This is a genomic window from Bacillus sp. MRMR6, from assembly GCF_001940785.1.
In the GTDB taxonomy this organism is placed as follows: domain Bacteria; phylum Bacillota; class Bacilli; order Bacillales; family Cytobacillaceae; genus Neobacillus.
Map to the genome: position 1 here is coordinate 38,217 of NZ_MSLS01000018.1, position 25,665 is coordinate 63,881.

The 25,665-nt window shown below is 38.6% G+C and carries 19 protein-coding genes and 1 pseudogene; 16 read left to right on the plus strand and 4 right to left on the minus strand.

Features of this window, described 5'->3' with window-relative positions:
* Positions 1-137 precede the first annotated feature (137 nt).
* The 4 genes from BTR25_RS16490 to BTR25_RS16505 all read left to right on the plus strand — a co-directional run bounded on the left by BTR25_RS16490 (position 138) and on the right by BTR25_RS16505 (position 3,459).
* A complete protein-coding gene (locus tag BTR25_RS16490; RefSeq protein WP_075689139.1) occupies positions 138-827 on the plus strand; it encodes a hypothetical protein in 690 nt (229 codons plus the stop codon).
* Positions 828-1,032: 205 nt separating this feature from the next.
* Positions 1,033-1,791 carry a GTP cyclohydrolase II gene (locus tag BTR25_RS16495; protein WP_075689140.1) on the plus strand — a complete coding sequence of 253 codons (759 nt, stop codon included), beginning with the start codon at positions 1,033-1,035 and terminating at the stop codon, positions 1,789-1,791.
* A complete protein-coding gene (ribD, locus tag BTR25_RS16500; RefSeq protein WP_075689141.1) occupies positions 1,784-2,887 on the plus strand; it encodes a bifunctional diaminohydroxyphosphoribosylaminopyrimidine deaminase/5-amino-6-(5-phosphoribosylamino)uracil reductase RibD in 1,104 nt (367 codons plus the stop codon). Before BTR25_RS16495 ends, ribD begins: the two co-directional genes overlap by 8 nt.
* A gap of 2 nt (positions 2,888-2,889) precedes the next feature.
* Positions 2,890-3,459 (plus strand): 5' nucleotidase, NT5C type, encoded by a 570-nt coding sequence (locus BTR25_RS16505; RefSeq protein WP_075689142.1) that lies wholly within the window; start codon positions 2,890-2,892, stop codon positions 3,457-3,459.
* A 155-nt stretch (positions 3,460-3,614) separates the two neighbouring features.
* Here the strand turns inward: BTR25_RS16505 and BTR25_RS16510 are convergent, their stop codons facing one another.
* Positions 3,615-4,445: an AraC family transcriptional regulator gene (locus BTR25_RS16510; protein WP_075689143.1), complete on the minus strand. Its 831-nt coding sequence runs from the start codon at positions 4,443-4,445 to the stop codon at positions 3,615-3,617.
* A 229-nt stretch (positions 4,446-4,674) separates the two neighbouring features.
* Between BTR25_RS16510 and BTR25_RS16515 the strand changes: the two genes are divergently transcribed.
* The 5 genes from BTR25_RS16515 to thrC all read left to right on the plus strand — a co-directional run bounded on the left by BTR25_RS16515 (position 4,675) and on the right by thrC (position 13,665).
* Positions 4,675-6,936: a PxKF domain-containing protein gene (locus BTR25_RS16515; protein ID WP_075689144.1), complete on the plus strand. Its 2,262-nt coding sequence runs from the start codon at positions 4,675-4,677 to the stop codon at positions 6,934-6,936.
* Between the two features lie 203 nt (positions 6,937-7,139).
* Positions 7,140-9,158 carry a beta-galactosidase gene (locus tag BTR25_RS16520; RefSeq protein WP_075689145.1) on the plus strand — a complete coding sequence of 673 codons (2,019 nt, stop codon included), beginning with the start codon at positions 7,140-7,142 and terminating at the stop codon, positions 9,156-9,158.
* Positions 9,159-9,299: 141 nt separating this feature from the next.
* A complete protein-coding gene (locus BTR25_RS16525; protein ID WP_075689146.1) occupies positions 9,300-10,976 on the plus strand; it encodes a glycerol-3-phosphate dehydrogenase/oxidase in 1,677 nt (558 codons plus the stop codon).
* Between the two features lie 327 nt (positions 10,977-11,303).
* Positions 11,304-12,110, plus strand: a complete 807-nt coding sequence (locus BTR25_RS16530) for an alpha/beta fold hydrolase (protein WP_075689147.1) — start codon at positions 11,304-11,306, stop codon at positions 12,108-12,110.
* A gap of 163 nt (positions 12,111-12,273) precedes the next feature.
* Positions 12,274-13,665 (plus strand): threonine synthase, encoded by a 1,392-nt coding sequence (thrC, locus tag BTR25_RS16535; RefSeq protein ID WP_075689148.1) that lies wholly within the window; start codon positions 12,274-12,276, stop codon positions 13,663-13,665.
* A 91-nt stretch (positions 13,666-13,756) separates the two neighbouring features.
* Here the strand turns inward: thrC and BTR25_RS28200 are convergent.
* A pseudogene (locus BTR25_RS28200) lies at positions 13,757-13,885 on the minus strand (M15 family metallopeptidase); the annotation flags it as partial.
* Between the two features lie 221 nt (positions 13,886-14,106).
* Here BTR25_RS28200 and BTR25_RS16545 point away from each other — a divergent pair.
* Positions 14,107-14,799, plus strand: a complete 693-nt coding sequence (locus BTR25_RS16545; RefSeq protein ID WP_075689149.1) for a serine/threonine protein kinase — start codon at positions 14,107-14,109, stop codon at positions 14,797-14,799.
* A 56-nt stretch (positions 14,800-14,855) separates the two neighbouring features.
* On the opposite strand, the gene BTR25_RS16550 is transcribed toward BTR25_RS16545, so the two are convergent.
* A complete protein-coding gene (locus BTR25_RS16550) occupies positions 14,856-15,194 on the minus strand; it encodes a replicative helicase loader/inhibitor (RefSeq protein ID WP_075689150.1) in 339 nt (112 codons plus the stop codon).
* A 178-nt stretch (positions 15,195-15,372) separates the two neighbouring features.
* Here BTR25_RS16550 and BTR25_RS16555 point away from each other — a divergent pair, with 178 nt between their 5' ends.
* Positions 15,373-16,008: a fumarylacetoacetate hydrolase family protein gene (locus tag BTR25_RS16555; protein WP_075689151.1), complete on the plus strand. Its 636-nt coding sequence runs from the start codon at positions 15,373-15,375 to the stop codon at positions 16,006-16,008.
* A gap of 35 nt (positions 16,009-16,043) precedes the next feature.
* Here BTR25_RS16555 and htpX read toward each other — a convergent pair whose 3' ends face one another.
* Positions 16,044-16,925, minus strand: coding sequence for a protease HtpX (htpX, locus tag BTR25_RS16560; RefSeq protein WP_075689152.1), 882 nt, complete (start codon positions 16,923-16,925; stop codon positions 16,044-16,046).
* Between the two features lie 201 nt (positions 16,926-17,126).
* Between htpX and BTR25_RS16565 the strand changes: the two genes are divergently transcribed.
* From BTR25_RS16565 to BTR25_RS16585, 5 genes are all read left to right on the plus strand, one after another.
* Positions 17,127-17,861 (plus strand): DUF1836 domain-containing protein, encoded by a 735-nt coding sequence (locus BTR25_RS16565; protein ID WP_075689153.1) that lies wholly within the window; start codon positions 17,127-17,129, stop codon positions 17,859-17,861.
* Between the two features lie 40 nt (positions 17,862-17,901).
* Positions 17,902-18,891 (plus strand): AraC family transcriptional regulator, encoded by a 990-nt coding sequence (locus tag BTR25_RS16570; protein ID WP_075689154.1) that lies wholly within the window; start codon positions 17,902-17,904, stop codon positions 18,889-18,891.
* Positions 18,892-19,039: 148 nt separating this feature from the next.
* A complete protein-coding gene (locus tag BTR25_RS16575) occupies positions 19,040-20,398 on the plus strand; it encodes a glycoside-pentoside-hexuronide (GPH):cation symporter (RefSeq protein ID WP_075689155.1) in 1,359 nt (452 codons plus the stop codon).
* Positions 20,395-21,963 (plus strand): alpha-L-rhamnosidase-related protein, encoded by a 1,569-nt coding sequence (locus BTR25_RS16580; protein WP_075689156.1) that lies wholly within the window; start codon positions 20,395-20,397, stop codon positions 21,961-21,963. Before BTR25_RS16575 ends, BTR25_RS16580 begins: the two co-directional genes overlap by 4 nt.
* Before the next feature lie 203 nt (positions 21,964-22,166).
* Positions 22,167-25,598: a glycoside hydrolase family 3 C-terminal domain-containing protein gene (locus BTR25_RS16585; protein ID WP_175596808.1), complete on the plus strand. Its 3,432-nt coding sequence runs from the start codon at positions 22,167-22,169 to the stop codon at positions 25,596-25,598.
* Positions 25,599-25,665: the final 67 nt, after the last annotated feature.

The window sequence follows — 25,665 nt, forward strand, 5'->3', positions numbered from 1 at the left end:
TTCTGGCGGTTTTTATTATTGCAAAATCAAAAAGTTATATATGTTATTTTATTGTTTTAGGGGATAACTAAGATAATCAGACTATTTTCCAATGGACTAAGGTATTAAATCTATGGATTAAATTGGGAGGCTTATGAATGAGAAGGATCAATCACGGTTCCGTCAATTCTTACATAAGGTATGGGAATCTTAAAATACCAAAGAGTATCCAAAGTGAGTGCCCAGTTTGTCATAACATAACGGAATTTAAGATTAATGCAAATTTCCAAAGCAGCAAGAATGGAGTGTTAACCGAATCCAGTTGTCCAACCTGTAAGAAATCGTCTGTGTTTGTGATTATGACGAAGGATGCTCATGATGAACAAGGCGAACACGCGGATACGTATATATATGATATACAAGCAGCGAAACATGCTGTCAATCAAATTGAAAGTCTTCCCAATATCCCAAAGGATTTGATTAGAGCCTACCGTTCGGCGATTAATGTGCATCAAGCGAGAGAAAATTCAGCTACGGCTGTAATGTCGAAGCGTGTGATTGAAAGTATCTTAAAACATTTCCTAAAAGAAAAAAGTAAAGGGCAGCCATTGTCACAGCAACTTGAAATTCTTCCGAATCATGTGGATTTGGCAAATCCTATTCATTCTCTGAGTCATTTACTCGCTACGGGAGGCTCACTACTTCAAATGCTTGAATTAGAATCTGAAATGGACTATGAGACAACCTCATTATTAATGGATTTACTGGAAAGTCTGATTGAGTACCTTTTTGTCCTTCCGGGAAAAATCGAGGTTACACATGATAAAATATCAAAGAAGTTCAACTAGTGCCTGTTTTCTAGAAAAGAACAGGCTTTTTTATTAGGTTTTAAGTGTTTTCTAATAGTAAACTTAATTTCATATAAACGAATATTTTAATTGACGCATCAACTTTGATTTTGCTATTGTATAAAAGAACTCCATAAGTTTAGATAAAGCTGCTTAAGAATGGCAGTTGTACTTATACGATAAAATAAAACCAGGGGGAATAACGATGGCAGAGATTAAATTTGATTCTAAAGTTCTTTCGATTTTAGAAGATAAAATACAACTAATTAAAACGGAACAAGGTGCAATTTATTTAGTTGGTCCGATAAAACTTCCTGTTAATTTGTACGGGGAAACCGTTGAATTTAAATGGTATTGCTGGCTAAATTGTAATGAAGTAACAGAGGATTTTGAACGGATTATTGATAAGTTGGCGTCCGTCAATTTAGCTGAACTTCAACAATCAAGTGTCCTTAGCTTTGGAGACTTTGAATACGGTGATGATGCCATTATTCGTATGCATTCTATATGCCATACTGGAGATATTTTTGGCAGTAAACGGTGTGACTGTGGATACCAATTAAAACAGTCTATGAAAATGATTGTCGAGCACGGCACGGGTGCCTTATTTTATTTAGCAAACCATGAAGGTCGAGGAATTGGCTTATTTAGTAAAGCATTAGCGTACATTCTTCAGGAAAATAACTATGATACCGTTGAAGCGAATCAAGCGCTTGGCTTTGTTGATGATTCTAGAAATTACAGTGATGCCATACAGGTATTAAAAGCATTGAGAAGTAAGCCGGTTGCTCTCATGACCAACAATCCTAAAAAACTAGAAGCCCTCAAAAACGCTGGGTTGCCTGTTTCGGGAAGAGAACCATTATGGGGCGATGTTTCAGAGTATAATGAAAAATACCTTGAGACAAAAATAAATCGTTCCGGTCACATCAGCGGTGATGAGGTGAACTGTAGTAATGACTAGCCACGAATTCTATATGGATTTAGCCTTGCAAAATGCAAAGGCCATGAAAGGGCAGACAGATCCCAATCCGTTAGTAGGTTCTGTAATTATAAATGAGAACCGAATAGTAGGGGTCGGTACACATTTAAAGGCAGGGGAACCGCATGCTGAAATTCATGCACTTCGAATGGCTGGTGATAAAGCAAGTGGCGGAACCATTTATGTCACGCTTGAACCATGCTCCCATCATGGGAAAACAGGGCCTTGTGCTGTTGCGATTAAGGAAGCAGGAATTAAAAAAGTGGTCATTGCAACCCTCGACCCTAATCCGGTTGTTTCAGGTAATGGTGTTAAAATACTTGAAGATGCAGGAATTGAAGTGGTGATTGGCATTCGCCAAGAAGAATCAATGCGAATGAATGAGGTTTTTAATAAATTTATTGTACAAAAAAAGCCATTTGTTACATTAAAATCGGGTATTACCTTGGACGGGAAAATCGCCACTCACTCTTCTGACAGTAAATGGATTACATCTGAAGGGTCCAGACTGGATGTACATCAACTCAGAAATGAAAACATGGCTATTCTTGTTGGAGTTAATACCGTAATAAAAGATAATCCAGAGCTAACAACTAGAATTCCAAATGGACGTAACCCCATCCGAATAATTTTGGATTCCAACTTGAGAATACCGCTAGACTCAAAGGTCATTACCGACCAACAAGCTGACACGTGGATTTTTACAAGCCAGAATGTTGACCATGACAAAGAGGACACACTCTTATCTAGAGGAATAAGAGTCTATCGCACAAATGCGGCAAAACATGTAGATGTGAAAGAAGTAGTAGAAATATTGGGTGAAAATCTTATTTCGTCAGTGTTAATTGAAGGTGGAGGTACCATTAATGCCTCTTTTTTAGAAAACCAATTAATTGATAAGGTCGTCTTGTATTTTGCTCCAAAATTAATTGGAGGGAAAGAGGCGCCTACCTTTTTGGAAGGGGCAGGAGTCAATAAAATGAAAGATGCAGTTGAATTATCGGATACTGAGATTATAAAAATCGGGAAAGACTTTAAATTCATTGGCTATCCGAAATACAACCATGAGGAAGTTTAGAAATGAGATTAGGATTCGATATTGATGATACTCTGATCGATTTAAGGCAGCATGCCTTTCATATTTATAATAAAAATTTGGGCAAAAAGGTGCCTACTGAAGTATTTCACGAACTCACTAGAGTAGAAATACATGAACCGTTTGGATTAACAGAAGAGGAAGGCAGAGCTATGTGGAATTCTTCATTGGAAGAGGTCTATTACACTTCCTGTCCGCCCTTCCCCAATGCGATAGAGACATTGCAGGATCTGAACCAGCAGGGTCATGAAATTTTCTATATTACATCTAGACCTAAGGAACATGGTGAACGGACAAAAGAATGGATGAAAAGTCAGGGTTTTCCAGTTAACGATGAACGGTTCTTTTATGGCATGCAGGATCATGAAAAAGTCCAAATCATAAAAAATCTTCAACTAGATTACTACTTTGACGATAAACCGGGAGTTCTAAACACCCTTTTAGATGAACCAAAAACGAAAGTGTTTATGAGGGACCAATCCTATAATCGTAATCTAAAATTCCCGCGGATAGTAGAATGGACAGAGTTAAAGCAAATTATAAAAAATAGTTAGAGTAAAGATTGTTGAGATATGTTCTCGACAATCTTTTTTATAAACAACAGGCTATGCGACATGGAGGAATTTGAAATATGTATTTATTTCATAGTTCAAGAAACTTCCCGTAAAAGGGAGAGTTTTTTTTATTTCGAATACAGTGTCTAGATACTTTATACTCCATTTAAATGACGGTATTTTTCTGGAGGAACACCAACTATTTTTCTAAAAGTAGCCACAAAGTGACTGGTTGAGCGAAAGCCCACTTGTAAGGCAATTTCATTGATGCTGATGGAGTTGTTTTCTAAGAGGAGTTTTTTAGATTGCTGGATTCGTAGACTTACAAAATAGGCATAGGGTGTAACATGAAAGTTTTTCTGAAACAATGAATTCAAATGGCGTTTCGATGTATGAATAAAAGCTGCCATTTCATCTAGTCCGATATCTGGGTTAGAAAGCCGTGACTTCATCCAGTCAACTAGTGAATATAACGTTACTAGGTTACTCTTTTCTCTGTTCTTATTCGTTTTCCCGTACATTTTTAAAAGCAGCAGAAATTCATAGACATTAGAGGAGGAGCTGACGCTAAAGCTGTCTGTAATTGCGTCACTTTCCTTTAACACGTTCATAATAAAGGGAGAAATCGGTGCTTCCTTTCCCCAACGAAAAAAAGCAGATTGATAAAGTCCGAGTGTCATTAACATCTCTTTTACCATTGTTCCTCCAAATGTTATATAGAGTGTTTTCCATGGAGTGCTATCATTTTGTTCATTTTTGTAGGCATGTGCCTCATTCGGCAGAAAGAGGACGCCGTTATGGGGAGGGAGGGATATTCTTTGATTTTGTAACTTGATTGTCCCTTGCCCGCTGACGGTTTGAATCCAATGGTAATAAGGATAACCATTTGGCCGGTTGATGTTTTCTTGAGCAGGATTAAAGCCAATCGTTTCAGCAAAAAGCGGAAGTTTACTTTCGTTCAATGGAATTAGTAAGTGTTTTTTCATCCTTAAGCTCCTTTCTAGGACAACTTGTAAAATGTTCCTTTTTCTTATATCGCTTTCCATTATATTATATTTAATGCCGTTTTGTAATCGTATACAATGGTAATATATCACAACTAAGTTAATTATTACATAGAGGAAAAAAGTAGGAGGTGGGACCTAAGACTATTGGCTGAGTAACATCTTTGACATCATGGTTTAGCAAAAATCCATTTATTATAGGGAGGAAATCATGTTTAAAAAATCAAAAACATTACTTGCTGGTATACTTACAGTATCAATGATGTCCGAAGTTGTTTTATTAAATAATCCAGTAGCTGCACTTGCTGAAACAAATGTCCAATCCGCACTATTAGCACCAGGTGGAATGGAAGTTCCTTCTGTAACTCAAGACTCTATTTCTTTGAAGTGGAATTCAGTAGATGGTGCTGAGAGCTACAATATTTATAGAGCAAGATTAGGGTATAAGGATTACAAACTAGTTGGAAACACACAAACAACAAACTTTACTGATAATCAAGTTGAAAGCGATTCCACTTATTTATATCAGGTTTCAGCAACAAACGCTTCTGGAGAAGGTGTGAAATCCAAAGAAGTGCTAGGTATGACACAATGGTCTTTCCCAAATCTGGTAAGTAAGATCGATATAAGTGCAGCAGGGACAGGAAATAGAATGCGAATCGGCGATATGAACGGTGATGGCCGTAATGATATTTTAATGGTTCAGCCAGCTTTTGAAAGCAGAGATGCATATAATCCGCGTTTTGTAGGACATTTAGCGGCATATGATATTGAAGGAAACTTGTTGTGGCAGCAGGGAACAGTCGACCCGAGAGTGACAACGAGCGGGGCAGATGAGCCTGTTCAGATTTATGATATTGATGCTGATGGTCAAAATGAAATACTCGCGGTAATGAAGATGGGCGAAGATACGGAAAAGTACTTTTACATTTTTAATGGTGAGACAGGTGAGATCGAGCAAAAGCATCAACTTCCAGATCAAAGAGCACATGATGCCATCTTTATTGCCAATTTCTCCGGCAACCCGACACCACAAGATATCTTATTGAAGGATAGATATTCAAAAATCTGGGCGATGGACAAGGATTTTAACCAGTTATGGTATTATCCAGGTAACACTGGCCATAGTTTGCTCCCTTTTGACTTTGACGGAGATGGCAGGGATGAGTTAGTTAATAACTATTCTTTAATTGCACACGATGGACAGGAAATTTGGAGAAAGAATTTACCGGATCACGTTGATACCCACTGGGTAGCAGATATAAACGGTGATGGAGAATATGAAATCATTCTCGGTGGTTCTGATACGTTTGCCTTCGACTTTGAGGGGAACCAATTATTCAGAAATGGTGATACAGTAGAACCTCAACAAATACTAGTAGGTGATTATCGCATAGACTCTCCTGGATTAGAGCTTGCAGGTCTGGACCGAGTGAACAGAGGAACCCCAGGGCAGGATGGAATGTTCCTTTTCACCTCGGAAGGTGAGACTTTATACCAAGAACAGCGTGCAATGGGAGATTGGGGAAGTATTGTACGCCCCCTTGACAACTGGACAGGAAGCTATACCCCGCTTATTACTGCATACAGAAGAGGGGTTGATGCAGATAACCCAAGTGGAATAGTACCAAAGCTTTATGATGGATACTTTAATCCGATTGTTACTTTTGAACAACATACCGATGCTAAAGAGCAAGTGATGGTAGCAGACATGGCAGGAGATTCTAGAGATGAGCTGATTGTTTATAATCTTACAGGCGAGCTGGCTGTATTTATATACTCAAATGGAACGAGCAATCTTAGGGAGCACATTTCAGGCGAAACACGTATGCCAGACTTCAGAAACTACAATTTCAGCAGATATGATTCCCGCAGATATGATTTAACCATTAAAAATCTTATTCCTGCAGGAATTAAGGCAGCTGTAAATAATAGTGCTGATATAAATGTAAGCTGGATTCCAGTATTGGGGATAGAAGAATACAATATTTATCGTTCATCAACTGAAAATGGTGAATACACCAAGATTGGAACGTCCACAATCCCTGAGTTTACTGATAGTGCAGCACCTGTTGGTACATCTTATTATAAAGTAACGGCTGTAAATGGCGAAGGTGAATCGAATTCACCGATTGTAGCGGCTAGAGAAACGATTCATGCGAGCGGTATTCTTGCACCTGTGAAAACGGATGAATCCACAACCTATAAGGCAGGCAGCACACTTCCGGTTAAGTTCCAATTAACGGATGAAGCTGGTAACTATCTTACTGGAGCGACTGCCAAGATTTATGTGGAGGACGCTAATGGTGTATCCACCAGTTCAGTAGTAAATGATAATTTGTTCCGCTATGATTCTAGTGCAAATCAATATATTTTCAACCTCAGCACGAAGTCAATGACTGCAGGAACATACAAAATTAGGGTAGAAGTGGGTAGCGGCACCATTTATACTTTCAATGTAATATTAAAATAGGTGTCTATCAAAACAGAATTTGTTATTAAGAATTGGCAGGAGCTTCCTGCCGGTTTTTTTTCGTTTAAAGGTGTAGAACATCATCGATGGAATGTCACTAATGTGCTTTTTAATTATATCAGCTTCCTTAATATTATATTTAATGCAACTTTGTAATCGTATACAATTGGAATATAATGATATAAAGGGATAGGTGATTGCTCGTGATAAATGAAAAACTTCCTAAAATATGGTATGGTGGAGATTATAATCCAGAGCAGTGGGAAAAAGAGGACTGGGACGAAGATGTCCGTATGTTTAAACTTGCCGGAATTGATGTGGCAACCTTGAATGTGTTTTCCTGGGCATTAAATCAGCCGGATGAAGAGACCTATCATTTTTCATGGCTGGATGAACAAATTGACCGGTTATATCAAAATGGCATTTATACCTGTCTAGCAACAAGTACAGCAGCACACCCTGCATGGATGGCTAAAAAGTATCCTGATGTGCTTAGAGTAGATTATCAAGGGAGAAAGCGGAAGTTTGGCGGCAGGCACAATTCCTGTCCGAACAGCCCAACCTATCGGAAGTATGCGGAGAGGATCGCTGACCGGTTAGGAGAAAGATATAAAGACCATCCTGGCGTGTTAATCTGGCATGTGTCCAATGAATATGGCGGCTACTGTTATTGTGACAACTGTGCAAAGAGTTTTAGAGAATGGCTTCAAGAAAAATACGGAAACTTAGATACTTTAAATAAAACATGGAACACTCGGTTTTGGGGCCATACGTTTTATGAATGGGATGAAATTGTACCGCCCAATGTTTTAAGTGAAGAAATGGCAAGAAATTCGAGCTATTTTCAAGGGATATCGTTAGATTATCGTATTTTTCAGTCCGATAGTCTGTTAGAGTGCTTTAAACTAGAGCGTGATGTTTTAAAAAAGCATAATTCTGCAATTCCCGTCACAACAAATTTAATGGGTACCTATAGCGAGCTTGACTATTTTAAGTGGGGTAAAGAAATGGATGTAGTTTCTTGGGATAACTATCCTCGCTACAATACACCACCTAGTTTTACAGCGTTGGCACACGATTTGATGAGAGGCTTAAAAAGCGGCCAGCCGTTTATGCTAATGGAGCAGACGCCAAGCCAGCAAAATTGGCAGGCATATAATTCGTTGAAACGGCCCGGTGTGATGCGTTTATGGAGCTATCAGGCAGTAGCACGTGGTGCGGATACCGTTATGTTTTTCCAATTGAGGAGATCGGTAGCTGCTTGTGAAAAGTATCATGGAGCAGTAATCGAACATGTGGGTCATGAGAATACAAGAGTGTTCCGAGAAACTGCTGAACTTGGCAAGGAATTAGTCAAGCTTTCTGATAAGTTGCTTGATTCACGTGTACCTGCTAAAGCAGCGATTGTGTATGACTGGGAAAATCGCTGGGCAACAGAATTATCAAGTGGTCCATCTAAGGCATTAGACTACTTGAATGAAGTTCAAAAATACTACACCGCTTTATTTGACGAAAATATATTGGTTGACATGATTAGTGTAGATGAAGATTTAAGCCAGTATGAAATCGTCTTCGCACCAGTATTATATATGGTGAAATCAGGATACGCGAATAAATTAAAAGAGTTTGTACAAAATGGAGGGACATTCGTTACCACATTCTTTAGCGGTATCGTTAATGAGCATGATCTTGTCACCCTAGGTGGTTATCCAGGAGAACTGCGGGATCTCCTTGGCATTTGGGTAGAGGAAATCGATGCACTGCCTCCTGAAGTGAAAAATCAAATTGTGATGAAAAAACCAGCTGGAAGCCTAAACGGCAGCTATGAGTGCAGTTTGTTGTTTGATATTATTCATTCTGAGGGTGCAGAAGTCCTAGCTGAATATGGTTCTGATTTTTATGCTGGTACACCTGTCATAACACGTAACTCCTTTGGAAAAGGTAAAGCGTATTACGTAGGAACCTGCCCTGACACAGCGTTTTTAACAGATTTCGTGAAGACGGTTTGCGTAGAAAAGGAAATAAAACCATTGCTTAATGTTCCAAAGGGAGTGGAAGTGACGGAGAGAAGGAAAGATGGCCGCTCTTATTTATTTGTCATGAACCATAATGCAACAACTGTAGAATTCGAGATTGGTGGAGGAACAGACCTGTTAACCGATAAGGAATTGAACGGGACCATTTCATTAGATGCGTATGGAGTGCTGATTGTAGAGAATTGACTTATTTACCTTTATTCTTATTAAATGTTTCGTTATAATGATTGTAAGTTAATATTTAACAGTTCGAGATCCTAATGAGATCAAAACGATGCTATAGCCCTTGCTATAACACAGTTTTGGTCTCTTTTTTACAACTAGTCAATGATTCTTCTAGGAGGAATATGTGTGACATTTTCGTCTTTTAATCGAGTAGACCAGCTTAACTCTTTATCGGATGAACAATATGACGTCCTTGTGATCGGGGGAGGGATCACTGGTGCTGGAATCGCTTTGGATGCTGCCCTAAGAGGGATGAAAGTGGCATTAATAGACATGCAGGATTTTGCGGCTGGGACCTCTAGCCGGTCTACTAAGCTCGTACATGGTGGATTAAGGTATCTAAAGCAGTTTCAAGTTGGGTTGGTTGCCGAAGTTGGTAAAGAGCGGGCAATCGTATTTGAGAACGGCCCCCATGTAACCACTCCAGAATGGATGCTACTTCCGCTTCATGAAGGTGGCACATTCGGTCTATTGAGTACCTCCATCGGTTTACGTGTATATGATTTTTTAGCAGGGGTAAAAAAGGCTGAACGACGCAAAATGCTGACAAGGGATGAAACGATATCAAAGGAACCTCTAATCAGAAGAGAAGGGCTTAAGGGTGGAGGTTACTATGTGGAGTATCGCACCGATGATGCACGCTTAACGATTGAAGTCATGAAAGCTGCAGTCGAAAATGGAGCAAATATACTAAACTATGTTAAAGCAGAGGAGTTTATCTATCAAAATAATGAAATAATGGGGATCAAGGCGAAGGATATGCTGACAAACGAAGCAATAAATACACGGGCTAACAAAGTGGTAAATGCGGGAGGGCCTTGGGTGGATTCTATTCGTAAAAAAGACTACTCAAGGAATAATAAGCAGCTACGTTTAACGAAGGGTGTCCATCTTGTGATCGACCAGTCTGTTTTTCCACTGCTTCAAGCTGTATATTTTGACACTCCAGACGGGCGTATGGTGTTCGCGATTCCTCGTGATGGGAAAACCTATATTGGAACAACCGATACATTTTATGAAGGAGATGCAACACGCCCTAAAATGCTAGTGGAAGACCGTGAATATCTATTAAATGCTATTCATTACATGTTTCCGGAGGTAAAAATTACACATAACGATATAGAATCAAGCTGGGCAGGAGTCCGTCCACTTATATATGAAGAAGGAAGGGACCCGTCAGAGATATCCCGTAAAGATGAAATATGGGAAGCAGAAAGCGGTCTGATTACGATTGCGGGAGGGAAGCTAACCGGATATCGGAAGATGGCAGAATCGGTTGTGGATCTGATAGTTAAACGCCTTGAAGAAAAAGGGCAAATCTATAAAGAATCTCAAACTAGAACATATCCAATTTCCGGAGGAGACGTTGGAGGCTCCGAAGGATTTAAACCATTCATTCGCTTAAAGGAATTGGAAGCAGTTGAATCTGGTTTTTCAAAGGAAGAAGGAAGAAGTTTGGCTAAAGTGTACGGCTCGAATGTGAATGAAGTATTCCAATACGGCAAGGCATTTGATGCTGACAAAAATAAAACATTATCCAGAATCATTTATGCTCAATTAATGTACTCAATTGAACATGAAATGGTCATTACACCTGCAGACTTCTTTATTCGCCGCACAGGAGCTCTATTTTTCAACATTGATTTAGTCCGAACCTGGAAGGAAGATGTCAGTGCTTTCATGGAGACAAGATTGGCGTGGACTAAGGTACAAACAGCTAAATATAAAGAGGAGCTGGAAATAGAGTTAAGAAATGCAGTCTTTCCTGATGGAATATAAGGAATTTGTATTTGGTTACGAAAACTCTAGTGGTCTACTTAAAATGGAATTAAGAAAGCGGAAAGACTATCATTTGAAAAATATCCATAACTTTGTTAAAATACTTTTAATATACTTTATCTGAAATATTTTATAATTTTGATGTTTTCTAAAGGGGAGTAGCTTTTACAGCATAGTCGTCATTACGGAGCCTAAGGCTCTCGGCTTTGTTGGCAGCTTCAGTTGTTAGCCAGACCTTTATCAATTGTTTAATTGGTAAAGGTCTATTTTATTGGGCTTTTACCGTTTCGGTAAAAGTCCTTTTTTGGACATCATTAGGGGGTACGTATGCTTTATTATAAAACATATAAGAATGACAATACACACGAGTGGACTGTTTTGGTACATGGTGCAGGTGGAAGTTCTGCTATATGGTTTAAACAAATTAAAGAATTTAAAAAAAATTTTAATGTATTATTAGTAGATTTGCGAGGACATGGAAGGTCTAAGGATGTTAAGAAGTTACAGCAACATTATTCTTTTGATGATCTCACTAAGGATATCATAGAGGTATTAAATCATTTGAAAATTAGGTCTGCCCATTTTATCGGAATATCTTTAGGTACAGTCATTATTCGAAACTTGGCAGAATTAGAACCGAGAAGAATCAAATCAATGGTACTCGGAGGTGCGGTTACTGGATTAAATAACCGAGTCAAAACCTTAATTACTCTTGGGAATCTAGGTAAAAAGGTACTTCCATATATGTGGTTATATAAGTTATTTGCTTGGTGCCTAATGCCGAGGAAAAGGCATAAAACTTCGAGGCTGGTATTTGTGGAGCAGGCAAAGAAATTATGCCAAAAGGAATTTATTAAGTGGTTTTCATTAACTAAGCATATTAATTCTCTATTAACCCGCTTTAATAAAAAACGAGTAAATATACCAACACTGTATATCATGGGTGAGGAAGATTATATGTTCCTAACACCTGTGAAAGAAATCGTAAGAAAATGCAATAAAACTTTTCTAACAGTTATCAAGGACAGCGGACATGTTTGTAATATTGATCAGCCAGAAATCTTTAACGATACTTCAATAAAATTTTTGAAAAATGTGGGAACACAGAAATATAATTCGGTATATTCAAGCTAAATGTAAAAAAATAAAAAATATTCAAAAAAGTATCGACTAGTTGTTTATATTTATATAAAATGAAACTTAAATATTTTTATATAATTAATTATTCAATCCTTTTTATTTTGACATCATTTTTTAGAGATATGGCAAAATAATTGGAAAGTACTTGGAGGCTGCTATGAACTTTGTTAGTACACGTGGAAACGTAGATAAAATTGGTTTTATTGATACGGTCATGATGGGTCTTGCAAATGATGGGGGACTATTAGTTCCTGAGAAAATCCCGCAAATCCCTGCAGAAAAGTTAAATGCAATGTCACAATTAACTTACCAGGAGTTAGCATTCGAAATTTTCTCCTATTATGTTAATGGTGAAATTCCAGAACATGAGCTAAAAGAATTAATTGAAAAGAGCTATGCAACTTTCCGCCACCCAGAGGTAACACCTGTTAAGAAAGTAAAAGATCAAATGTATGTATTGGAGCTGTTCCATGGCCCGACCTTTGCATTTAAAGATGTTGCTCTGCAATTTTTAGGGAATCTATATTCCTATGTAGCCAAGAAGACGGGAGAATCAATCAATATTCTTGGTGCGACTTCAGGGGATACGGGTGCATCAGCAATTGAGGGTGTAAGAGGAAAAGAAGGGATTCGCATTTGTATTTTGCACCCTCATGGGAAAGTAAGTAAGGTTCAAGAATTGCAAATGACCACTGTCCATGATGAAAGTGTTTTGAATTTAGCGATTGAAGGAACCTTTGACGATGGTCAAAGAATCATCAAGGAATTATTCGCAGATGTTGATTTCAAAAACAAGTACCACCTTCGAGCGATTAATTCGATTAACTTTGTTCGAATTTTGGCTCAAACCGTTTACTATTTCTATGCCTATTTCCAAGTGAATAAAGAGCAGGATGCAGAGACTGTTAACTTTAGTGTGCCGACAGGGAATTTTGGAGATATATTTGCTGGTTATCTAGCTAAAAGAATGGGGCTGCCGGTTGGTAAGCTGATTGTAGCTACAAACGAGAACAATATTTTAGAAGACTTTATTCGTGATGGCATATACAAGCCTGGTGAGTTCCGCAGTACGTATAGTCCTTCAATGGATATCCAAGTTGCGAGCAATTTTGAGCGTTATTTGTACTATTTGGTTGGTGAAAATCCAAGTGAAATATCTTCCTTAATGGACATCTTTAAGAGGGAAGGCAAAATTGTCGTGAATGAGGAGCAGCTCCGACAAGTGAAGGCAGATTTTGCTGCACATGGAGTAGTAGGGGAGGAATGCTTGCAAACAATCAGCAAGTATTATACTGAAACTAGTTACTTATTAGATCCTCATACCGCTTGCGGTGTTGCTGCCTATGAAGTATGTAATGGCCCGAGTGAGGTTTGTGTAACACTTGCAACAGCCCACCCAGCAAAGTTTAATGAATCAATTGAGCGTTGTGATATTAAACAGACATTCCCTGAACAAATACAGGATTTGTTTAATAAGCCGCAATATCTGGAAGTTATTGAGGCGGACAAAGAAGAAATCGTCCGTCACTTGAAAAAATTGTTTAATTAATTGAAGGAATGTAAAGAGGATGGCCAAGTTTTTGGCCATCCTCTTTTAGTAGAACGGTGTTTGGTAATGTCGATCATAAGTATGCAGCTTGTCATCTAGTATCCGCTACAAAGGATGATCCATCAGGTCTTTGTCCATTTTGCAGGTCGGCAATGGTTAGACCAAAATTCATTTGAAGATGGGGGTAATCAGGGAACTCCTTCCAGTCACCACCCCTCTCCGAAATAAAAAACTTCTATTATTACTTTCCAACAATCATTGTTGTCCATTATTAAGCATAAACCTTAAAAAATACTTAAAATGTTTTTTCTCCAAGTTTTCACTATACATGATTAAACTTAATCAAGATCCAAAAATAAATAATAAAGGAAATCTCGTAGACATGATACTAAGATCCATTTGCAAAAAATATTATCTAGTTGCAGGTGAGGAGGTAACGCTTTGTTAATTGTACATGAATTGTTGTCTAAGATTAGAATTACTTCCAATTCCAATAACAAACTAGTTACAATTCACGGGAGTTTAGAAGATTTGAGGTGTGTTGGGATTGGAACTGATGCGGCAGTTTTTCAATACATTCATAACCCAGCATATGCTTTTAAGTTGTATGCCGATGATAAAAAAGAAAAAGTTCAAATAGAGGCAAAGGTTTACCAGAAATTGAAAGGATCACTGTTTTTTCCAATATGTTATGCGGTTAGTGATAGGTATTTAGTTCTGAGTTTTGAATCCGGCATTACACTGTATGACTGTCTCCTTCAAGGAATAAAAATACCCTATACCGTTATACAGGAGGTTGAAGAAGCACAGAGATATGCAAGAGCAAGTGGTCTAAATCCTCGTGATATTCACTTGAAAAATGTATTACTTCAGAATGGCAAGGCGAAGGTGATTGATGTATCAGAATATTTGCGGCAGGGAAATGATTTCCGTTGGGAGCATCTAAAAAAAGCATACAAAGAATTCTACCATATATTCGAAGGCAGGACTGTTCCATATTGGTTACTGGAAATGATTCGAAGATGGTATAACAAAAAACAATATGATTCAATTGAAAAATTTTTGAAATTCAGCTCAGATATAAAAATATTCTCGAGAAAGAAAAGGACTGGTAAAGTATTACCAAAAAAGTAAAAGACATAGAATCAGTTTAGGAGCGGTAAGACCGCTCCTAAAGGATACCGTCTGCGTCAAATCGATTTTCTTGTTGAATATTCGATGAGCCAGTCAGGTAATGTAACTCGTTTGGTGCTGTTGTGTTGCCATCCAATTCGCTCACGCCCTTCGTGGATCCATTCCTGTAGCGTATCCTGAAACTGATTCTCTTCAAAAGAGAATACAACAATATCAGCAATCGCCGGTGGAAAAGGGCTTTTTCTAATGTGATTTTTCAGTTTTTCCATCACCTTCTCATAATCCATTTCTGAACAAAATGAGAACCACTGCTGAACGGTCTCATCTTTGAATGTACAGTTCGTATAGACAGATTCAATTAGTATTAATAGTTTCAATGCTTGTTCCTTAGTCATTGTATTTCCTCCGTAACATAATCTTCGCCGCTCAACTCGTTTAACTTCGGATCTTAAGCTGTTTTACGTTATTCTTTGTCTCTATTTTTATCCTAATCCCCTTTTGGCAATACCCAAAGGTTGCAGTATAGAAAAAGGAAGGATAAGATTTTACTATACAAAACTTTTTAAATGAGGGATGATCTTGAATAAATGTAATAATATCTATTGTGTTGGTCGTAACTACGCAGCACATGCCAAGGAATTGCAGAATGAAGTGCCAGCCTCACCTATGCTTTTTTCTAAACCAACTCATGCATTAGTAGAAGCTGCTGGTCAGGAAGTATTACTGCCAAATAATCGTGGATCCATCCATTTTGAGACTGAATTGGTCATCAGAATGGGTAAAGCCTATGAAAAAGGGATGACGGTGGATGAAATGGCAGAAGGGATGGCAATCGGCATAGATTTCACCCTAAGGGATGTCCAAAGTGAACTCAAGAAAAAAGGACACCCTTGGCTTTTAGCAAAAGGGTTTCCTAATTCAGCGCTTGTGAGTCAATTCATTCCTTTCCCTGGAACTGAAGAATTGAAGAAAAGTGACTTTTCTCTCCTTAAAAATGGGGAGAAGGTACAGCAGGGGAACATAAAAAGTATGATTTTTGATTTACAGACTATCATTGAATTCACAGCCGAAAACTTTGGATTAGGAGAAGGAGATCTCATCTTTACTGGCACTCCTGAAGGTGTTGGGCCAATAACAGACAATGATCATTTATCATTACTTTGGGGAAATACTGTTCTTGGTGAATGCTTGATAAAACTGAAATCGTGATAACGAAAAAAACCTTGCATCGCAAGGTTTTTTGTTTACTTCATGCTCAAACGCTGAATCCGCTCATCAAGGTCCGGATGTGTTGAGAAAAGTGATGATTTTCTTTGATTATTAATCTTTAAAGTAGCAATGGAAGCTTGTTCTCCACCATTGATACGATTAGTATACGCTTTTAGCATTTTTAATGCATGAGTCATCTTGTCTTTCCCAGCAAGGTCAGCACCGCCACGGTCTGCATGGAATTCGCGATGTCTAGAGTAGGCAAAGACAACCAAGCTTCCTAAGATGGAAAATGCAATTTGGAACACAATGACGGCAATAAAATGTACAATTGGAGCCATTTCTTCTCTTACGAATCGTGAAGCAATCCAGGCTGCGATACGCGCAAGGAAGACAACAAATGTGTTAACAACTCCCTGAAGCAGGGTCATAGTCACCATATCTCCATTTGCAATATGTGCAACCTCATGGGCAATGATGCCTTCGATGGCATCGTCGTCCAATTCTTGAAGCATTCCAGATGACACAGCAACTAAAGAACGTTTCTTAGAAGGACCAGTGGCAAAAGCATTTACTTCAGGAGAATGATAGATTCCAACCTCAGGCATATGTGTTAGGCCAGCCGCTCTTGAAAGGCGGTGAACTTTCTCCACAATAACCCTTTCCATAGCTGACAAATGGCCCTCCGGTTTTAACACTTGAACATTCATCATTTTCTTTGCCATCCACCGGGACATCGCTAGAGAGATAAATGCACCAGAGAACCCGATGACAGCACTAAAAATTAACAGCGACCCAAATTCAATTCCACCTTGTGCATTAATATAATTTCCTCCGCCAATGAGAGAAAAAATAATACTGATTGTTAGTAAAACCAGTACGTTAGTTAACAGGAAGTAAAAAATACGTTTACCCATTTCCTCACCCTTAATAAAAATTTCAAGGTCATATGAACTTGATTTATAAATATATTTTAAATTATTCCATAGAAAATTGCAACAAATAAATACTATTCCCATAGTTTTAAAGGAGCAATTGTGAGAAGCAGACATTGACTGAGGGATAGGAAAGATTTAGGATAAAGACAATATATATAGAAGAAAACGGGGCTGATTAACTTGGAATTATTCCAGCTATCGAGAAAAACCATGGCTGAATTTCTGTTTTCACTAACTAGTGTAGGTACAAAATTGCCAAAACAAATTCTTGAGGAAGCAAGGGCATCTATTATTGAAAAAGTGGTTAAGGAAGGAGCCTTAATAGGTTCAGGTACAGCCATGCCGCCCATTTTTGAGAAATTACTTAAGACAAATTCACCAATCATTGGTTTATCTATTAATCAGATTGTTGAGTTGGGGAACCAGATTGAGTTTACACATTTAACACCAACAGCTGTACAAAATTGGGTCAAGAGGGAAGTAAAACAGTTGATAGGAAGTCCCCAGTTAGGGAAGAAGTATACAGTCGAACAGGCAGCGACCCTCTTTATTGTGGAGGATTTGAAAGCCTCACTTGACTTTGACTCAATAGGAAAAATTCTTGCCCTTTTGTTCAATAATCCGGAAGACCGTGAAGATGATGTAATTGATCCTCTTCGATTTTATCACGCATATGCGACCATCTTTGAAAAAATTTATTATCACTCAGGGGAAAATATGCATCAGAATATGGACCAATTTATCCAAAAGGAAGCTTTGAAACTGGTAGAAACTTTTGAAGAATTGAGTAGAGAACAAAAAAATATGGTATCAAGTATATTATTGACGGCTTCCTTGTCCGTTTTTTCAGCATATTATAAAACACTTACCAGAAAATATTGCACTGCTGCATTGTTAACTAATGGGGAATGGTGAGTCAAAGCAACGTTTTTAGAATTATAGAGGGAGGGCAACAATGAATCATCAGCAACTTGATAATTACCTTCGTAAATTTGACCATATTGAGGAAATACAAATTAAAACTCGTAAGAATGTTAATGATTTTGATGGTCGTGAACTACTTATAGAGAGTGGCAGTAATATTCCAAGAATGCAAGAAGAATATTTTTTTAATAAGGGACCTGTTTTTATCAATAAGCATCATCGATTCGCCGACATGCCCCTTCATATGCACTCCTTTATAGAAATAAACTATATTTACTCAGGCGCCTGCAAACAAATTATTAACGGCAAGGAGATAGTTTTGACCAAAGGGCAAGTATGTATGTTAGACATAGACGTACCGCACAGTATTCCTGCACTGGGAGAAGGCGATATTCTAATCAATATTATTATGAAGAAAGAAACTTTCTCTGCGTCTTTTATGGGGCGTCTTGGAAACGCAGGGATTGTGTCTAATTTTTTGGCAAATGCAGTATCTAAAAACCAGAGACATGATCATTATATTTTATTTCACTCTCAAGACAATAAAAATTTACAATACATAATAAAAAACATAATGTGTGAGTTTTTTGATGAACAGGACTACTCCCTTGAGATGGTTCAATTTTATTTGCCCGTAATGTTTACTGAACTAATGCGTGTATATCAGATTGACATGAATTTCGAACTTACACGTACTGCTGGAAAGGCAAATATAATCGAGTTGTTACATTATATTGAGGAAAATTACCATAATTGCAGCCTCACATCTCTTGCTGAAAAGTTTAATTTTAATCCTAACTATCTTGGCAATTTACTAAAGGAAAGAACAGGTATGACATTTTTGGAACTCGTTCAAATGCAAAAAATGGTAAGGGCATCTTTATTATTAAAAAACACAACAAAAAGTATTGATGACATTGCTTTTGATATTGGATATGAGAGCAGCAGTTTTTTTCATCGGAAATTTAAACAGCACTTTGGGTGTACACCGAGTCAGTTCCGAAAAAAAAGGAATAGTTGACTAACTGTATTTACATACTTAGAATTTCCTCTTAACCTGTAAAAAGAGCAGTTTTAACTGTAATCTGTTTATTGTATGCGGATTCAGAAAGCGGTTAAATATACATAAGAACTAGTTCAAGATAAAGTGATAAACAGGGGGAAATAGTATGAACTCTACAGCAGGTGTATGGCGTCAGCGAATTGGTTACGGAGCAGCAGATCTTTCATGTAATCTTGTTTGGCAAATGATTGGGCTTTATTTAATGTTCTATTATACAGATGTCGTAGGTCTAGCAGCCGTTCAAGTTAGTTTACTGTTTTTGTTAACTAGGTTATTAGATGGTGTGACCGATATTACGATGGGAGTTATTATTGATAAAACCAATACAAAATGGGGGAAATCAAGACCATATTTTCTATGGGGTGCTGTCCCTTTCGCCCTGCTGGGTATTCTAGCATTCTATGTTCCTGACGTTGGACCAGCAGCAAAACTACTTTATGCATACATGACCTACATGGGACTATCAATGGCTTATACAATGGTAAATATACCACTTGCATCCATTTTACCAAGCCTAACTAGTGATCCTCAGGAACGGACGGTTCTCGCAACTGTACGAATTATCTTTTCATTTATTGGCGCAACGGCAGTTAGTGTTTTTACAATGCCAATGGTTAACCTCTTAGGCGGCGGTTCACAAGCAAATGGATTTTTCTGGACCATGGTAATTTTTAGTGTAATTGCTAGTTTATTTTTCTTCTTCACATTTAAAAATGTAGAGGAAAAGGTACAGGTGCAAATTGAAAAGGTAACTGTAAAACAAGCATTTTCTACTTTGAAAGGTAACAAGCCGTATTACATTTTTGCCCTAAATATCTTATTCATGTGGGGATCATACTTTTTTCAGCAAGGTGCACTAATCTATTATTTTACTTATAATCTTGAGCGGCCAGATCTTGTTGGTATTATTGCTGGGATTGGTTCATTTGTCCCAATTGCGGGTACCTTTTTGACTCCTTTTATTGCGAAAAAGATGTTAAAGCGTACTTTATTTATGATTGCGAGCGTTGTCAACCTTACAGGTATATTAATTATGTTGTTTGCTGGTTCGGTTGTTTCTGTCATTATATTTGGAGCAGTAATTGCTGCACTTGGCTTTGGTACTCGACAAAGCATCTATTTTTCCATGCAGGCCGACCCGGTTGATTATGGTGAGTGGAAAACAGGAATCAATGCGGCAGGAATATTATCAGCGTTAAACGGTTTTATCGGTAAAGTCACAATGGCTGTTGCTGGTGCATTGTTTGGACTTATGCTCTCATGGGGCAACTATGTACCAAACACTTCACAAACTGAAAATGCATTACTCGCTATTAAGATGGGGTACCTGATTATTCCAGCAGTCCTTGTTGTTATTTCGATGATTACTATGAGCTTTTATAACTTAGATAAAATTTACCCGCAGATTCGAGCTGAAATTGATGCGCGTAAAGTAAAAAAGGAAAAGCAGGTGATAGCGGTATGAGCATTCAAAAACTTGAAAACCAAGTGATTGTTAGAAACGAGCTATTTATCGAACAAGCAGAAAAAATGAAGCCTAAGCTTATTGAAACCATAGTGAGACCGACCTCTATTGTCGGAATAAAAAGCGATAAACATGCGATTCACGGCTGGAAACCTGAGTTTGTTGCTCCGGCTTCCACTTTATCTGACTATGAATATGGTAAAGGGAATTATGTTATCCTTGATTTTGCAGCCCACCAAGTTGGTTATCTTTCCATACATATCCGATCAGTGGGAAGTCCGCCGGATGCACCTCTCAAATTGAAGTTAACAATGGGTGAAATGCCAGTTGAAATGGCAGAACCATTTGAAAACTACAATGGATGGCTAAGCAGTTCATGGCTTCAGGAAGAGACGGTTTTCGTTGATGTATTACCAGCAAACATTGTTCTGCCTCGGAGGTACAGTTTTAGATATATAAAACTTGAAGTAGTCGATTCATCACCTAAATATAACGTCGTGTTTGAAAATATTGAGTGTAAAGCTGTTACATCTGCTGATTTAAGCGGTGTCGAAGCGTTAAACCATCAAGACGCCGAGCTCCAAGAAATAGATAAGATTAGCATTAAAACACTGGCCGATTGTATGCAGGATGTATTTGAGGACGGTCCAAAGCGTGACCGAAGGCTATGGCTGGGAGACCTTCGATTACAAGCATTAGCAAACTATGAAACATTCTGCGCCAACGACCTTGTTAAGCGTTGTTTATATTTATTTGCTGGTGTGCCCGATGATAAAGGTAAGGTTGCTGCAAACGTTTTTGTTGCTCCAAATCTAATTGCGGATGATACCTACCTGTTTGACTATTCCTTGTTCTTTGCTTCTACATTACATGATTATTATTATGCAACTAGCGATCTAGACACGTTAAAGGAACTATGGCCAACCGCTTTACGTCAGCTGGAGCTTGCACTTGAACGTTTGGACGAAAATCATCTTGTAAAGGATTCTTCTGACTGGTGGTCATTCATCGACTGGCAGGATGGGTTAAACAAACAAACTCCATCACAGGCAGTACTCATTTATACAATGAAACAAGCGATTCGTCTTGCAGAAGAATTGAACGTACCAGATAAGGATGTTCTGAAAGTTCGGTTAGAAGAAATAGTAGAGGCTGTAAAAGTTTATTTGTGGGATGTAGAACTTCAATTTTTTATCAGTGGTTCGGAGCGGCAAGTTTCTTGGGCAAGCCAAATTTGGATGGTGTTAGCAGGTGTTTTCAGCAAGGAACAGAATAAATATCTAATGAATCGCCTTTTGAAGGAAAATCCAAAGGTTGGAGTTGCTACACCATATATGTATCACCACCTGGTAGAAGCTCTGCTCGTCTCAGGAGAAAAAGAACAGGCAGTTTGGCAGATGAAAAAGTACTGGGGCGGTATGATAAAAGATGGTGCAGATACGTTCTGGGAGTTATATGATCCAAACAATAAAGACTTTTCACCTTATGGGAGCCATTTAATCAACAGCTACTGTCATGCATGGAGCTGTACACCAACCTATTTAATAAGGAAGTACAACCTTTAAAATAATGTTAGAAAAGGACAATCAAGTTGATTGTCCTTTCTTTTTTGAGGCTCCTAAAAAATCCGTACAGAATCAAAAAAATGGGACACTATCGGAACATTGCGGAATTCGGCTATGATTGTTTGTATAGGAGACCGGTCCTTATATTGAAAATTAAGAAAATTGAAAACGCTTTATTATGCAAGGGGAGAGGAAGTGTCAATATGAAGAAATCCCATCTCTATAAGTTGGGGAAGAGAACTTTATCTGTAATGCTTGTTACGACTCTTACAGCAGGATTAGTTGGTTTCAATACCCCGGTGAAAAGTGCGAATGAAAATATTATTTTTAAGAAACAAGTTGGTGGGGTATTTGATGGAATGCCGCTGTTTGATGGCAAGCCTGATCACCTAGACGAATTTGTAGATACTTATTTTGAGTATACAGGTTTAGAAGGGCCTGCTGTTTATGCAACGGGTTCAAGGAATCACTATACTTTACAGCGCGGACCAAATAAAGGGAAAATTATTCCGGGTGCGCTTTCAGCTGCTGATAACGTACAGGGGATTTCTACTGATTTTCCAGCGTTAGTCGGTATGGGACAGACCTGGAACAAAGAACTTCTATCTGATATTGGAAAAGTAATGGGAAGCGAAAAAATCAGCACGCTTAAAGTAAAACAAGGGGAATCGAATATTCACGGTGGTACAAATGCTTCCCCGACTGTTGCGTTCACAGTAGTCAGCGATATGCGAATCAATCCTTTAAGTGGAAGATTTGATGAAGGCTTCTCCGAAGATGCTCATATGGCAGCTGAAATGATCGATGGACTGGCTTCTGGATTAAGTGGCACTGACCAAGATAAGAGTGACAATGGCTTCTGGATGCGTGCAGCGGTAGGAACGAAACATTTCTCGGTCTATAATGCACAATGGTTCCGTCAATCTGCTAGCAACAGTGCAAGTGCACGTTCGATTTTTGAATACCAGACAAAAAGTCCTTTGAAAGCTCTTGGTACAGGTTCTGTCGCAGGGGTCATGACATCATTTGGCCGTACTAACGGTATACCTAATATTCTATCTCCTTATCAAATACATGCGAATAATCATTCAAAGTATGGGGTATACAGTTCACCTGATTTCAATGGTGACCAACTAGTCTTCCAAGAAAATATGCAAGGAAATGGCTATGATACGCTATATGCTACCGATCGGACGAATGCAAACATCTTAATGATATTGGCAAGGGCAAATGCCGGGCGTCCAGGACCAAGTGTGCAGAATGGACTTGCAGATGTGGCCGCTTTAGTGGATGCAGTCGAAGAAGGCAGATATGGCATGACAAAAGAAGATTTGATTGAAGCTGCACGTCAACATGTAAACCAGTTAGTTCGCGTCGGCGTTTTCAATGAAGTAGATGAAAACGGAATTCCAAAAAACTATCCATTTGTACAAGAGGCGAAGGATGTAAGAGCAGAACCGGCAACCTTCAATGTACCTGAACATCAAAACGTTGCGTTACGTGCTGCTCAAGAGAGTATTGTACTACTCAAGAACGATGGGGTACTGCCTTTTGAGAAAAATCAGAAAGCAGCGGTCACTGGTGTATATGCAGATTCAAGATTTAAGACCACCTACTCGGTAGGGACTACTCCTAAAATCGAAAATTCTGGAATATCACCATTGCTAAGCATTATTAAAGCAAATGGATCCAACAATGTATCATATGACTCTGGAGTAAAAGTAATAGCACTGGAATCTAAACTAAACGGTCAAACGGTTACTGCTCCAAATGTTGAATTAGGTGCACAACTTTCGACAACGTCTGAGCCAACAGATGTAAATAACCCCGCCCAATTATTTGAAGTATATGATTGGGGGCAAGAAGGCTATAGCATACGTTCATTAAAGAATGGACGTTGGATAACCTCTCCGACAGGGGCAAATGCATCTGTGGAAAATACAAATAATACTGCATTAAATTTAACAAGTAACGACTGGGATCTTGCACAGATGGTAGGTCAAACTAGCGCAATCCCACCAACCGTTAGAGTTGAGAAAAACGAAGATAACACGGTTTCCCTTATTTCAAGCGGTTTCCGAACAGGTTTCTCTGGAGATTTCACCAACTGGTATTACTCAAATGGTCGTTTGATTACTACTGGTGAGGATGGAAAGTTAAAAACGTCAGCAACAACTTTAGGTAACAAAGCAAATGCCGCTGTTCGTAACGATAATGTGAAATTTGAACAGACTGTAGTGAAAGAAGTCGGTGCTGATGCTGTTAATCGCGCCGAAACCGACGATTATGCAGTCGTTTTTGTTGGCGCAATCCCTCGTCACAGTGCAGGGGAAGGCAATGACCGCTCTGATTTAAACATGAGTAATTCAGACTATGAATTAGTCGATAAAGTATCTTCTGCATTTGCAGCACAAGGTAAAAAGACGGTTGTTGTTGTAAAAACCAGTTTCCCTGTTGGGATGGAAAAAATTCAAAACAATCCGAATGTATCGGCGATTGTTTACCAGCCATATGGCGGCCAGTTTGACAGCCAGGCATTGGCGCAAGTCCTTTATGGTGACTATGCACCGACCGGCCGTTTGTCTTCTACCTGGTATGCAGATATGTCCGCATTTCCAGAAATCAATAAATATGTGATTCCAGAAGGAAATAAAACGGTAACGTTAGACGGGATTGACCCACGCTTTACTGTGGATATGACTAACTCAGATCCAATCGAATCAAAGCTCACGTATATGTATACAGATGCAAAGGTTACATATCCCTTCGGTTATGGCCTTTCATACAGCAGCTTCGAATATAGTGATTTCAGTGTACCAAAAACGGCTAACGGAGATACACCTTTCCAAGCAACTGTAAAAGTAAAAAATAGTGGAAAGGTAGATACTTCGGAAGTTGTACAGTTATACGCGAAGAATAATAAATCTGCTTATGGCGAATTTGCACCTCAAAAACAGCTGATAGCATTTGAAAAGGTAACCTTAGCTGCAGGCGAAACTAAAACAGTAACTCTTTCAGTCGATCCAAAAGATTTTGCCATTTGGGACGTCAACAAAGGTGACTTCATTGTAGAAGAAGGAAACTATGCACTTTTTGTAGGGACTTCTTCAGAAGAACCTCGTGCAGAGAAAAAGATAGCTCTTACTGGCGATTCCGTTGCTGCACTTCCTGCGAATAAGCCGTTTAACGTTTTTGACCATTCATTCGCGACCAATGAGGTAATTTATCATGAGGTATCAAAAGGAAGAACAGCTGTAAACTTGAAAGCAGAGAAGGTTGTTGGCGAATATTATTCCGTTCGTTCTAAACAAAATGGTTCGTGGGTAGCCATTCCGAAAGTAGTTTTGACTGGCTCTAAGAAAGTGACCGCCTCCGTTGCTTCGGATGCTGCCGGTGGAAAAATAACCTTGCATGCTGGTTCCGTGGATAGCGCACCATTTGCAGAGATTAATGTTCCAACTACAGGAAAAAACACGTATACCATTGAAAATGCCGGGGTAACGGTAAATGAATTAGGTTATACAGAGGTAACCGTTGACTTGGGCAAAAACGCTCCAAAAGGACAGAACGTTATCTATGTTAAATTCCATGCACCAGACCTTCGAATTGATAGCTTGGCCTTTAAGGTAAAGTAACATTTAAAAGTCAACAATTAAGGGACAGCCCATGCCTAATCGGCAGGGGCTGTGCTTAATTTACTAG